The sequence below is a fragment of the Robertmurraya sp. FSL R5-0851 genome, assembly GCF_038002965.1.
GTDB lineage: Bacteria > Bacillota > Bacilli > Bacillales > Cytobacillaceae > Robertmurraya_A > Robertmurraya_A beringensis.
Genome location: NZ_JBBOOE010000001.1, coordinates 4,582,610 through 4,595,675, shown reverse-complemented (window position 1 = coordinate 4,595,675; position 13,066 = coordinate 4,582,610). Strand labels below are relative to the sequence as shown.

General features: G+C 40.1%; 13 protein-coding genes. 11 read left to right on the top strand and 2 right to left on the bottom strand.

The genetic code is table 11. The annotated features are described in order from the left end of the window. Positions 1-48 precede the first annotated feature (48 nt). The 3 genes from MKX65_RS23410 (at position 49) to MKX65_RS23400 (ending at position 2,759) form a co-directional block, all read left to right on the top strand. A complete protein-coding gene (locus tag MKX65_RS23410; protein ID WP_251520529.1) occupies positions 49-225 on the top strand; it encodes a hypothetical protein in 177 nt (58 codons plus the stop codon). Positions 226-350: 125 nt separating this feature from the next. Beyond that, positions 351-914, top strand: coding sequence for a DNA-directed RNA polymerase subunit delta (gene rpoE / locus MKX65_RS23405; RefSeq protein ID WP_340905960.1), 564 nt, complete (start codon positions 351-353; stop codon positions 912-914). Between the two features lie 243 nt (positions 915-1,157). After that, a complete protein-coding gene (locus MKX65_RS23400) occupies positions 1,158-2,759 on the top strand; it encodes a CTP synthase (protein WP_340905959.1) in 1,602 nt (533 codons plus the stop codon). Between the two features lie 466 nt (positions 2,760-3,225). Here MKX65_RS23400 and MKX65_RS23395 read toward each other — a convergent pair whose 3' ends face one another. Continuing rightward, positions 3,226-3,753 carry a DUF2529 domain-containing protein gene (locus MKX65_RS23395; protein WP_340905958.1) on the bottom strand — a complete coding sequence of 176 codons (528 nt, stop codon included), beginning with the start codon at positions 3,751-3,753 and terminating at the stop codon, positions 3,226-3,228. A gap of 207 nt (positions 3,754-3,960) precedes the next feature. On the opposite strand from MKX65_RS23395, the gene MKX65_RS23390 reads away from it, so the two are divergent. From MKX65_RS23390 to MKX65_RS23355, 8 genes are all read left to right on the top strand, one after another. Continuing rightward, complete coding sequence (locus MKX65_RS23390) at positions 3,961-4,332, top strand: response regulator (RefSeq protein ID WP_119710273.1); 372 nt, start codon at positions 3,961-3,963, stop codon at positions 4,330-4,332. Between the two features lie 240 nt (positions 4,333-4,572). Further along, positions 4,573-5,430 (top strand): class II fructose-bisphosphate aldolase, encoded by an 858-nt coding sequence (locus MKX65_RS23385; RefSeq protein ID WP_160545874.1) that lies wholly within the window; start codon positions 4,573-4,575, stop codon positions 5,428-5,430. Positions 5,431-5,545: 115 nt separating this feature from the next. Continuing rightward, entirely contained in the window at positions 5,546-6,193 is a 648-nt protein-coding gene (gene fsa, locus MKX65_RS23380) for a fructose-6-phosphate aldolase (protein WP_340905956.1), read from the top strand. A gap of 242 nt (positions 6,194-6,435) precedes the next feature. Further along, complete coding sequence (locus MKX65_RS23375) at positions 6,436-7,722, top strand: UDP-N-acetylglucosamine 1-carboxyvinyltransferase (RefSeq protein WP_160545873.1); 1,287 nt, start codon at positions 6,436-6,438, stop codon at positions 7,720-7,722. 315 nt (positions 7,723-8,037) lie between these two features. Next, the gene (rho, locus tag MKX65_RS23370; protein ID WP_160545872.1) at positions 8,038-9,306 is read left to right on the top strand and encodes a transcription termination factor Rho; all 1,269 of its coding nucleotides are present in this window, start codon (positions 8,038-8,040) and stop codon (positions 9,304-9,306) included. 128 nt (positions 9,307-9,434) lie between these two features. Then, entirely contained in the window at positions 9,435-9,644 is a 210-nt protein-coding gene (rpmE, locus tag MKX65_RS23365) for a 50S ribosomal protein L31 (protein ID WP_119710269.1), read from the top strand. 333 nt (positions 9,645-9,977) lie between these two features. Next, the gene (locus MKX65_RS23360) at positions 9,978-10,598 is read left to right on the top strand and encodes a thymidine kinase (protein ID WP_160545871.1); all 621 of its coding nucleotides are present in this window, start codon (positions 9,978-9,980) and stop codon (positions 10,596-10,598) included. Positions 10,599-10,713: 115 nt separating this feature from the next. After that, entirely contained in the window at positions 10,714-11,148 is a 435-nt protein-coding gene (locus MKX65_RS23355) for a fimbrillin family protein (RefSeq protein ID WP_160545870.1), read from the top strand. Between the two features lie 178 nt (positions 11,149-11,326). On the opposite strand, the gene MKX65_RS23350 is transcribed toward MKX65_RS23355, so the two are convergent. Then, complete coding sequence (locus tag MKX65_RS23350; RefSeq protein ID WP_340902990.1) at positions 11,327-12,826, bottom strand: transposase; 1,500 nt, start codon at positions 12,824-12,826, stop codon at positions 11,327-11,329. Between the last annotated feature and the right edge of the window lie 240 nt (positions 12,827-13,066).

Genomic DNA, 13,066 nt, shown 5'->3' with positions numbered 1-13,066 from the left:
TTCTTTTTCAAACAAAGGACCTAACCATTTTCACGGGAAGTGAGATAATTGAAACAACTTCTTCAATTTATTGCTGTTATTCTTACTGTTGTTTCTGCTATTTATCTATACTCATTGCAGCTTGGTGCCATCCCTTTCTTTCTATTGGCCTTTTTTTTCTTCTATTTAGCGGTCAGATTGTTTGTTAAGGAGAAAAAAAGGCAGAAAAGCGAGGGCAAGTACTAAAAAGTTTGGTATCGATTAGATAGAACTAGCATAAAGGTTCATATTTTGTTTATAATGAAGAATATGCAATAATTGTGTACATATTTTATTTGTCGTGTTTTACATAGCGAAAGGAAGTGCAAATATTGAGTTTGAAACAAGTTACTCAAGAAGAATTGCAAGAAATGTCCTTAATTGAGATTGCGTTTGAATTGCTTAAGGAAAAGAAACAGCCGGTCTCTTTTAAAGAATTAATGGATGAAATTACAGAACTACGTGGATTAACAGAAGATGAAGTGAGAGCGAGAATTGCTCAATTTTATACAGATTTAAATATAGATGGACGCTTTATGACAATCGGTGAAAATCGCTGGGGTCTTCGCGTTTGGTATCCAGTTGACCAAACCGAAGAAGAACATGTAACAGCCGTGAAGCCGAAGAAGAAAAAGGCGAAGAAAGTGGTCGATGAGGACGAGGATCTTGACATTGAAGAGTATGACGAGTTAGAGGAAGAAGAGCTCGATTACGATGATGTGGATGATGACTTCGATGACGAAGACGACGATGATGATCTTGTAGATGATGACATTGATGAAGATTTAGAAGACGATGATGAAGACATTCTCGAAGATGATGAGGAATTCGATCTGGATGAAGATGAAGACGATGAAGAAGATGATTTTGATGATGAGGACGACGAGAAGCTTTAAGTCGAATTTTGTAGGATCTCGACTTGACTTTTTACAGAGCTGTAGGTAGAATACTTTTTGGGCTCCTTAAAAAGGAACAATCGAAACGTAATTTCACGCTCCCCTTGCTATTTCTAGCAGGAGGGGCGTTTTTATTTTTTATAGGTGTGAAAATCGGTCTTCAAAAATCGTTTTATCCCCTTGCCAATGTAATGGATTGATATTTAAAAAATATGCACAAACTTATTTAGAGGGGGATTACAGATGACAAAGTATATTTTCGTAACAGGTGGAGTGGTTTCTTCTTTAGGAAAAGGAATCACAGCAGCGTCTTTAGGACGATTATTAAAAAATCGCGGCTTAAGCGTAACGATTCAAAAATTTGATCCATATATTAACGTGGATCCAGGGACAATGAGTCCGTACCAACACGGTGAAGTATTCGTAACAGGTGATGGTGCTGAAACGGATCTTGACTTAGGTCACTACGAGCGTTTCATCGACATTAACCTTACCAAGTACAACAACGTGACAACTGGGAAAATTTACTCAACGGTATTAAAGAAAGAGCGCCGTGGAGATTATTTAGGTGGAACGGTACAGGTTATTCCGCATATCACAAACGAAATTAAAGAGCGCGTATTCCGTGCTGGTCGTGAAACAGGTGCGGACGTGGTTATCACGGAGATTGGTGGAACAGTTGGGGATATCGAATCACTACCATTCCTAGAAGCAATCCGCCAAATTAAGAGTGATATCGGTCGTGATAACGTAATGTACATCCACTGTACACTAATTCCTTACATTAAAGCAGCTGGTGAAATGAAAACCAAGCCAACTCAGCACAGTGTAAAAGAGCTTCGTAGCTTAGGAATTCAGCCAAACATTATCGTTGTTCGTACAGAAATGCCAGTATCACAAGACATGAAGGACAAAATTGCTTTATTCTGTGATATCGATTCGAAGGCCGTTATTGAGTGCCAAGATGCAGACACATTGTATGCCGTACCAATCGCACTTCAAGAGCAAAAAATGGATCAAATCGTTTGTGATCACTTGAAGCTTCAAAGTCCAGAACCAGAAATGACTGAATGGTTAGCATTACTAGATAAAGTTCGCAATCTGTCAAAAACCACTCGTATAGCACTAGTTGGTAAATACGTGGAACTTCAAGATGCGTATATTTCTGTTGTGGAATCATTAAAGCATGCTGGATTTGCATTTGATTCAGATATTGATATTAAGTGGATTAACGCAGAAGAAGTAAATGAAGAAAATGCACGTGAACTTCTTTCTGATGTGGATGGAATTCTTGTTCCTGGTGGTTTCGGGGATCGTGGTATTGAAGGGAAAATCACGACGATTAAATATGCTCGTGAAAACAAAGTACCTTTCCTTGGAATTTGTTTGGGTATGCAGTTGGCTTCTGTTGAATTTGCGCGTAATGTGCTTGGTCACGCTGATGCGAACTCTGCGGAAATTAACCCTGAAACAAAATACCCAATCATTGACCTTCTACCAGAGCAAAAAGATATCGAAGATCTTGGTGGAACACTGCGCCTTGGTATCTTCCCATGTAAGCTGGAAGAAAACACAAAAGCATTTGCTGCTTACAATGATGAAGTGGTGTACGAGCGTCACCGTCACCGTTATGAGTTCAACAACCAGTTCCGTCAAGAAATGGAGCAAGCAGGCTTCATCTTCTCTGGTACTAGTCCAGATGGTCGCTTAGTGGAAATCATTGAGCTTGCAGACCACCCATGGTTCGTTGCTTCTCAATTCCACCCAGAGTTCATCTCAAGACCAACAAGACCTCAACCATTGTTCAGAGATTTTGTTGAAGCTTCATTGAAGTCTAAAAACTAATATGGAAAGCCTCCCGCGGATGTTAACATCATTGTGGGTATATAAAAAAGTAAAACTCGCCATAGTAAAATTGGCGAGTTTATTTATTATGAATACAAAAACAAAATTTATATAAAACCTCACTCCTTTATAAATAAGATGTTTTGTCCTTAAGCAGGTACCCAGCATGAGTAAAATAAGCGGAGAATTTCCGGTTAGATGCAAAAAGGAGCCTGGTTTTGGGGTAAATAAGGGGAGGTTTTCCGCTTACGCAAAGCAAAATCTCCTATTTTCCATTTTTTTGAGCCAATAGGCGGAATCTCTCCGTTTATTTAAGCCTTTTTTAATAAGAATTACTAATTAAGCGGAATTTCTCCGTCTATTTCTCAGCTCGGTTGCTTAACCTGATCTCCAAAAGATAAGTGCGGACCCTTACGTGGTTCGTCTTGTGCCTGTCGGGGCTGACCAAGTCGCTTCCGCTTTTCTATCAGTACTCTTCCATAATTTCATCAATCGTAAATTTTAATCCATAATAAACGTATAGGGCGGCCATGGATGCGGGGTAGCCATAGCGGTTTCCTTCCTCATCGGGAAGCAGTCCTTTTTTTAATTGAAGGTCGATATGAGCGTGAGCGATATCATTCAGTGGTTCTCCCTCACCTTCATCTAAAGTAGCAACCGATACAAACGGAATTCCCTTTTCTTCAAGAGCTTTCCCAATAGCGACTGCGCGGTCATCGTGAGTGGTTCTAGCCAAAATCAGTACACGGTCAGCAACTGTCACCTGATCCAGTTGTGCCAAACCCTCAAGAACACGAGCGCGTTGTAAAGGTTCCTTGCTATGAATGGCTTCCGCTTGAACGGCAGTCAACTCGTCTGCAGCATAAATAAATATATGACCATCTCCAATAAGTGCTTGGGCAAGAAGTCTTGCGCCATCCTCGATGGAAAGGTCTTCTTTATCTTGGATTTTTTTTAATAATCCAGTCAGTTGGGTTGTGAACATTTTTAACATAAATGGCCTCCAAATCGTAATCTTCATATATTATAAAAGAAACGGACAAGGAAGGTAAAATCACAAACTGTAAAAATTTATATGATTTTGATGTAAAATGTTAGCAGGAGAAATTAAGTAGTGTATCGAACTACATGAAGGTGGATAGTCCTAATCGTTTATTTACATACAAAAAATTAAAAATCCAGAAAAAGAGGGTGGCTTTTCATGAAAGGCAAAATATTAATAGTAGATGACCAATTTGGTATAAGAATTCTGTTAAATGAAGTGCTTCAAAAGGAAGGCTACGAAACATTTCAAGCGGCAAATGGAGTACAAGCTTTAGAGATCGTGACGAAAAACCCGCCAGACCTTGTTTTACTAGATATGAAAATTCCTGGCATGGACGGAATTGAAATTTTAAAAAGAATGAAAGTCATTGAAAAAGATATTCGTGTCATCATTATGACTGCTTACGGAGAGCTAGATATGATTCAGGAAGCGAAGGATCTTGGAGCTCTCACTCATTTTGCCAAGCCATTTGATATTGATGATATTCGTGCAGCCGTAAAGAAGTATTTACCAGTAAAAAATAGTTGATTTCCACAAATTTTGGCAAAATATACAAATGGTAGCGATTGCATTTCATCTATTTTATGACATCCTCTAAAAGTGACCAAGATTGATAGCATTTCTAATTTTTATTTGGTATGATTACAAATGAATTTAGCGGATGATCAATCAAAGTCAGGGTCTCAAATTACATAACGTTAATTGTTTAGGGAAAACTCTAATAGGGAACCTGTCTATAAAAGGTCATCATGAATAGGAGGAAGAAGAATGCCTTTAGTATCTATGACAGACATGCTCAATAAAGCAAAAGCTGAAGGGTATGCAGTAGGACAATTCAACTTGAACAACCTTGAGTTCACACAAGCAATTTTACAAGCGGCTGAAGCAGAAAAGTCTCCAGTAATCCTTGGGGTTTCTGAAGGTGCAGCTCGTTACATGGGTGGCTTCAAAACAGTTGTAAAAATGGTAGAAGGTCTTTTAGAAGATTACAAAATCACTGTGCCTGTGGCTATCCACTTAGACCACGGTTCAAGCTTTGATAAATGTAAAGAAGCAATCGATGCTGGTTTTACATCAGTAATGATCGATGCATCTCACCATCCTTTCGAAGAGAATATCGAAACTACAACAAAAGTAGTTGAGTATGCTCATTCAAAAGGTGTTTCTGTTGAAGCTGAGCTTGGAACAGTTGGCGGACAAGAGGATGATGTTGTTGCTGAAGGTGTTATCTATGCTGATGTTCAAGAGTGTAAAGAACTAGTATCTCGTACTGGTATCGATTGCTTGGCTCCAGCACTTGGTTCTGTTCACGGTCCTTACAAAGGTGAACCTAACCTAGGCTTCAAAGAAATGGAAGAAATCGGTGCAGCTACTGGTGTACCATTAGTTCTACACGGTGGAACTGGAATCCCAACAGCTGACATCCAAAAGTCAATCTCTTTTGGAACAGCAAAAATTAATGTAAATACTGAGAACCAAATTGCTTCTGCAAAAACGGTTCGTGAAGTGTTAGCAGCGAAACCAGATGAATACGATCCACGTAAATACTTAGGACCAGCTCGCGATGCGATTAAAGAAACAGTTATCGGCAAAATGCGCGAATTCGGTTCTTCAGGTAGAGCGTAATCGAATTTATTTGCTTCATAAGTTGAAACCGCCTTTTCTTGAAAAGGGCGGTTTCAATTGTATTGATGTCATTTTGAAAAAAAAGTCGAATAATGTAATAGGGAGAGTGGAACAGGTGAAATTTTTTATTGATACAGCAAATATGGAAGAAATTAGAGAAGCGTATTCTTTAGGAGTTGTTGCAGGGGTTACAACAAATCCATCATTAGTTGCAAAAGAAAAAAATGTTTCATTTGAAGATCGTCTTCGTGAGATTACAGCATTAGTTCCAGGTTCGGTTAGTGCAGAAGTGATCGCGCTTGATGCAGAAGGTATGATTCGTGAAGGTCGCGAACTAGCTGCCATTGCTCCAAATATTACAATTAAAGTACCAATGACACCAGAAGGTTTAAAAGCGGTATCTACTTTTTCTAAGGAAGGCATCAAGACAAACGTAACATTAATTTTTAGTGCAAACCAAGCATTGCTAGCAGCAAGAGCTGGGGCTACATATGTATCTCCTTTTGTTGGTCGATTAGATGATATCGGTTTCAACGGTCTTGATTTAATCTCAACCATTGCAGATATTTTCGCGGTTCATGGGTTAGAAACAGAGATTATTGCTGCTTCGATCCGTCATCCGCAACACGTGACAGATGCAGCTCTACGCGGGGCGCATATTGCTACGATACCATACAAAGTGATTATGCAATTATTCAATCATCCATTAACAGACAAAGGGATTGAAGCCTTTTTAGCTGATTGGAAAACTAGAGAGAATTAATAAGTGGGACATATTTCCTATTTATAACTTTTTTATAATTCCATACATGAAGTTTGAAATTTCGTGTAAACTATAAATTAAGGGTGGTATATGTCGTTTTTTGTATTTTTTTAGTGGAAGAATATACCTCGTATAGATTTATTGTAAAAGCATATATGGAAAAATAAAAAAGATGAGCCAAATCAGTACAAGATATAATACGTATTCTGTGTGAATTGATATGGCTTAGAAGGGAGTCAACGATGGATAAGCTGATGATTGCCGGTGGAGACCCTTTAAAGGGAACCGTTCGTATAAGTGGTGCCAAAAACAGTGCAGTCGCACTCATTCCAGCGACCATTTTAGCCGATTCACCAGTAACGATTGAAGGATTACCTGATATTTCCGATGTTCAGATTTTACAAGGGTTGCTCGAGGAGATCGGTGGGAAGGTCACTTTTACAAACAATGAAATGTGGGTGGATCCTTCTGAAATGATCTCTATGCCTTTGCCGAACGGAAAGGTCAAGAAGCTTCGTGCAAGCTATTATTTAATGGGTGCGATGCTAGGTCGTTTTAAAAAGGCTGTAATTGGCTTGCCTGGTGGCTGTCATTTAGGGCCAAGACCGATCGATCAACATATCAAAGGCTTTGAAGCACTAGGAGCGACCGTGACCAATGAACAGGGCGCGATCTATCTACGTGCGGACGAGCTTCGTGGAGCAAGAATTTACTTGGACGTGGTGAGCGTTGGTGCAACCATTAATATCATGCTTGCGGCTGTTCGTGCGAAAGGGCGTACGATCATTGAAAATGCGGCAAAAGAGCCGGAAATCATTGACGTGGCCACATTGCTCACAAATATGGGGGCAAAGATTAAAGGTGCCGGAACAGATGTTATTCGTATTGACGGAGTGGACGAGCTTCATGGCTGCCAGCATACGATTATTCCTGACCGAATTGAGGCAGGTACGTATTTAATTCTTGGTGCAGCGGTAGGAGACGGGCTGTTAATTGATAATATTATTCCTCAACACTTAGAGTCGTTAATTGCGAAGCTTCGTGAAATGGGTGTACCGATCGAAACAAGCGATGACCAAGTCTTTGTAGGAAAAGCCGAATCCTTTAAAGCAGTTGATATTAAAACCTTGGTTTATCCTGGCTTCCCAACCGACTTGCAGCAGCCATTAACCTCGTTGTTAACTAGCGCTGTTGGGACAAGCATGGTGACGGATACGATTTATGGAGCTCGCTTTAAGCATATCGATGAATTAAGAAGAATGAATGCCAACATCAAAGTCGAAGGTCGCTCAGCGATTATTCACGGACCTGTCAAACTTCAGGGAGCCAAAGTGAAGGCTAGTGATTTACGAGCGGGCGCAGCTTTAGTGATCGCCGGGTTGATGGCAGAAGGAGTTACAGAAGTAACAGGCCTTGAGCATATTGACCGTGGATACAGCCATCTTGTTGAAAAATTAAATGGACTTGGTGCAACCATTTGGCGTGAAGCGATGACAAAAGAAGAGCTAGAACAGCTGAAAAACGCATAACCTTTTAACAATAGATAAAGAAAAAATAGAAAGAAGGCAGACCTGCTTTCGTCTGCCTTTTTTAAAATTATCCTCCTTACTAATAACTTCCCTATAAAATAATGTTGATTAATAATTAATAAAAAGGGTAAAATAGAAATTGTTTTTTAAAAAGGCTTACATAGAAAAGCCTTGTCTTTATAGAATATGACTTTCTCTATCTCTTCTTATACTTCTAGAAAGCCTCAAACATTCAATCCTTTCCATCCATTTTATCGAACAAAATCATAAAGCTTGTGGTGGAACAACTTATTTTGTAAAAAGAGTGGTGTACTAATGGAGTTAACAATTTCAAGCCTGGAAAATATGAAGCTAAAAGAGCTTTATGAGCTAGCAAAGACCTTTAAAGTGTCTTATTATAGCAAGCTAACAAAAAAAGAACTTATTTTTGCCATTTTAAAAGCACGTGCGGAATCAGAAGGCTTTTTCTTTATGGAAGGTGTTCTTGAAATCATTCAGTCTGAGGGCTTCGGTTTCCTACGACCTATTAACTATTCCCCAAGTTCAGAGGATATTTATATTTCAGCCTCACAAATTAGACGTTTTGACCTGAGAAATGGTGATAAAGTATCTGGTAAGGTTCGTCCTCCAAAGGAAAACGAGCGTTATTTTGGACTATTGCAGGTTGGTGCCGTTAATGGCGATGACCCGGAATCAGCAAAGGAACGTGTTCACTTCCCTGCGTTAACACCTTTATATCCTGATCGTCAAATGAAGCTTGAGACATCACCAAAGCATGTGAGCACGAGAATTATGGACCTGATTTCTCCTGTTGGTTTTGGTCAGCGTGGATTGATCGTTGCTCCTCCAAAAGCAGGGAAAACGATGCTATTAAAGCAAATTGCTAATAGCATTACGACCAATCATCCAGAAGCAGAGCTGATTGTTCTGTTAATCGATGAGCGTCCGGAAGAGGTAACAGACATCGAGCGTTCAGTTGCTGGAGATGTGGTGAGCTCCACGTTTGACGAAGTGCCTGAAAATCATATTAAAGTGGCCGAGCTTGTGCTAGAGCGTGCGATGCGTCTTGTGGAGCATAAGCGCGATGTTATTATTCTTATGGATAGTATTACTCGTCTGGCTCGTGCGTACAATCTTGTCATTCCTCCAAGTGGACGTACGTTATCAGGGGGGATTGACCCTGCTGCTTTCCACCGTCCGAAGCGATTCTTCGGTGCGGCGCGTAACATTGAGGAAGGTGGAAGCTTAACCATCCTTGCAACAGCGCTTGTGGACACAGGATCTCGTATGGATGATGTGATCTATGAAGAATTTAAAGGAACCGGTAATATGGAGCTTCACCTGGATCGTGGTCTAGCTGAACGCCGTATTTTCCCTGCGATTGACATCCGTCGTTCAGGAACGCGTAAGGAAGAGCTACTTATTCCGAAGGATCATTTGGATAAGTTATGGGCGATCCGTAAATCAATGTCGGATACACCTGACTTTGTGGATAAATTTTTACGTAAGCTGAAGCAAACGAAGTCGAATGAAGAATTTTTTGCTAAGCTAGACGAAGAGATGAAAGCAAAAAGGAATTCATAGGGAATAAATCCCATGTTGCAAAACCATTCCCTGCTTGTTATAATAACATCAGTGTGTTTTTCCATTACACCAAGTGTGTATGAATAACTCTGTTTCGAACGACTCAGGGCAAAAGGAGATGAAAGGTAATGAGAGAAGGAATTCATCCTAACTATAAAAAAGTAACGGTATCTTGTGCATGTGGCAACACATTCGAAACTGGTTCAGTAAAGAAAGAACTTCGTATCGAAACTTGCTCAGAATGTCATCCATTCTACACAGGACGTCAAAAGTTTGCTGAAGCAGGCGGACGTGTTGACCGTTTCAACAAGAAATACGGAATCAAAGCTACAAACTAATAAGAAAAAGAAACAGGCAAGAAGATTTCAGACCTTGCCTGTTTTTTTATGAGGCTCTTTTCTAAACTTCATTGCTTTTGGAGATGGAAAATGCTTGATTGAGCTAAAATTCGTAGCAAAATGGACTCAAATTGTAAGAAAAGAGCTTGTATTCTTAATTTCAAGCGCAAAATAGTTTGTTTCCGCGTTAAAATCGGCTTTAGGATTTTAACGGCTATCTATGTGAAAACAGCCATTATGAAAATGAACGTACATAGTGAGACAGTGATAGGATAATTTATGTGAAAACTGTCTACTTTAAAATAGAGAGCGAAGCGGAAGGAGAGGCCGTTTATGTATGTAATGAAGCACCATGGTTGGGTAGAAGTGATTTGTGGTAGCATGTTCTCTGGGAAGTCAGAAGAACTGATTCGCCGCGTCAGAAGAGCCCAGTTTGCCAAACAAAACATTGCCGTTTTTAAACCGAAAATTGATAATAGATACAGCGATGAAGCTGTTGTCTCTCACAATGGCACATCGTTTATTGCGCGTCCAATTGCCCATTCAACAGAGATTTTTCAGCATATTGATCCTGAAATTGATTTGATTGCCATTGATGAAGTCCAATTTTTCGATGAGGAAGTAGTAAAAGTGATTCAGCACTTAGCGGATAGCGGTCATCGTGTGGTTGCTGCAGGTTTGGATCAAGACTTCCGTGGTGAGCCATTTACTGTCATGCCAGCATTAATGGCTATTGCCGAGCTAGTCACAAAGCTGCAAGCCGTATGTGCGGTTTGTGGATCACCTGCAAGTCGAACGCAAAGACTTATTAACGGAGAGCCAGCCTCCTACGATGATCCAATTATCTTGGTAGGTGCATCAGAAGCATACGAACCGCGCTGTCGCCACCACCATCAAGTTCCCAAATCACCAAATGTAATTGAACGAGCGGATTTTACACAGTCGAAATTATAAAATTTGTATCCACCCTATGTGTAGGGTGGATTTTTGGTTAAAAGAGCAACCGGAAATAATTAGCGAGAGTAATTTCAAAAGGCGATTGCAACACTATCCATAGGAGGTGTTGACAGTGAAAAGATGGCTTTTTATACTTTTGACGGTTTTGGTTTTAGCGGCTTGTAATAATAATCCGAAAGGCTTGTCTGATCAGCAGGAGGATCGTGCGGGAAGGTCGTTTGTTGCTAATAAAGATACTGGGCAGGATAATACCCAGTCAAGAGGGTGGCAACGAGGCGATCAAAATCCAAACTTTTTAAATACCGATGGTGGCCGAGTGGATTACGATGGTTATATTGATAAAGCGAGAGAAACGGTGAATGCAACCGATGAGTTCGAAGCAGGATCGATTTGGGTGAATGGAAATCGTCTGTGGGTGACCGCTTATAAAAAAGGGCAGATGTCACGTCAGGAACGAGTGGATGCCGAAGCGCGATTACACAAAAAACTCATCAAGGCTGTCCCACGTTATGAAATCGAGGTACAGGTCAAAGAAGACCGCTCATAACATGTCCCAAAGGGCATGTTATTTTTATAGACTCTCGGAATAACTAAGTCATTTTTATGGGATTTGTAAAAAAATAACTGGAAATTAGCTTCGATTCGATGAAAATTCCTTTTTTTCATTTCCTTTTTCAAAAAAATGCATACCAAATAAGCCTTGCTTATAAAATTTTTAAAAATGATTAAGCAGACTTTTTAAAAATGACATTTTCGAGATTCAGCTTTTCTTTTTTAACGTCGTACCAAGCATCAATATGTTGGCACATCATAATGGCATAAGTCCGAATGTACCACATTTTCGTGGAACGATGACGACCTAATTCTAAATGATAATCAACCTTTTCACGTTTGTTCGACCGTTCTACAGATGTACGACGCTTATAAGTTAGCTTCCACTTTTCAGACGTTCTCGGAGTCTTAGTAAACAACCGAAGGTTGTCCTTCCGGAATGTATGAAATGTTCGACCGTATTTAGCTTTAGAACAGGGATTCTCACAAGTAATTTTTGTGCCGCATGCGAGTGGACATCTCCATTTCTGCCGGTTTTTGGATTTATCAAAACCATTGGGCTTCATTTTTAACCCTGCAGAACAAATTGGTGTCCCTTCGGGAGATATTTGTATATCGCTTTCAGTGCTGAAATTTTTCTTGGTTCGAACATTCAGATCAATGAAAGGCTCGATATTATAATGATCTAGCAATTCATAAATAGGTTCCGCATCATGAGCAGCATCCAAGAGAATCTTACCAATTGTGCCCAAGGTAGTGCGTTGCGAAAATTCAATAGAACTGGCAACAAGACTGACAGAATCATGCCGGGAAGCTGGTTGAAGTCTTGGATACAAGGGTAGGTCGTATCGACTGTCGCTAGTGGATAACATGTAGAGATGGTATCCGTTGAAGTAGCGTTCCCGTGAACTGTCCCACCCTGAGTCGATGTCAGGTTGGGAATAATGACGAGGATGGTTACAATTCGTTAGTCCTTGGGCACTGCATTCACAAGTACGCTTGCTTCTTGGAAATCTAGCCGTTTCAATCGGGGTACCGTCTCCGACAACCCCTAGAGCGTCCAAGTCTCCGAGTAAGCCTAGGTTCGCTGATACATGGAGAAATTGAGATTGAAATAATTCAAATAATCGATCGCTTGGCAGCACTTTTTTCTTAGCATCATAACGAAAAAAACGATCGATTAACTTTCTAACTATACCTGGACTTGATGGGGACGCTTTTTCGCCTTTCTTGGGTTTCTTCTTTTTCTTTTTTTGGCGTTTCGGTTTGATATTGGGTTTTATATTAGCGTTATCCCTTCCCCATAAACGGTGGAAAAAATCGTAGAAAGTCCCTATACCAGGAACTTTCCCCGGTTCAAAGCCACTCATGATGGCATAGAAAGGCACTCGATACAATTCATCAACCCATTCAGTAATACTGAGAGTTGGTTTAGCCAAAAGAAGCAAAAGGTAAGAGCGCATCATAGAAGACGGATCACGAGGCTCCGGACCTTTATTCGAATAAGAGCTCCGAAGCCACGAGGTAATCTGAGAAAGGTCAGTGATCCATAACTTGTAAATAATGGGCCAATCATTATTTACAATAGTAAGGACGTTACCAGAGTAATGCTTTCTTAATTGTTCTAAAACGAAGTTTTGGTAATCTTCATGACTAACGACAGTTGGCTTCACCTCAACACCCCAATTCACGGTTTATAAGGAAATAAATCCCTTCGCCGGCGATTATTGTGGTGTTTTCAAAAAGTCAAGTATTTTCGACAAAAAAATCAACAAAATTTCACTGAGGAATTTCCAATTCTTCTTATAAAACGTGAAACATCCCCCTACTAAAAGTAGGAGGAATCAAATAAAAATGGTACAAGAAAATCCTTGTACCATCTAACTCGGCGAATGCCGAGAGTCTATTTTTCT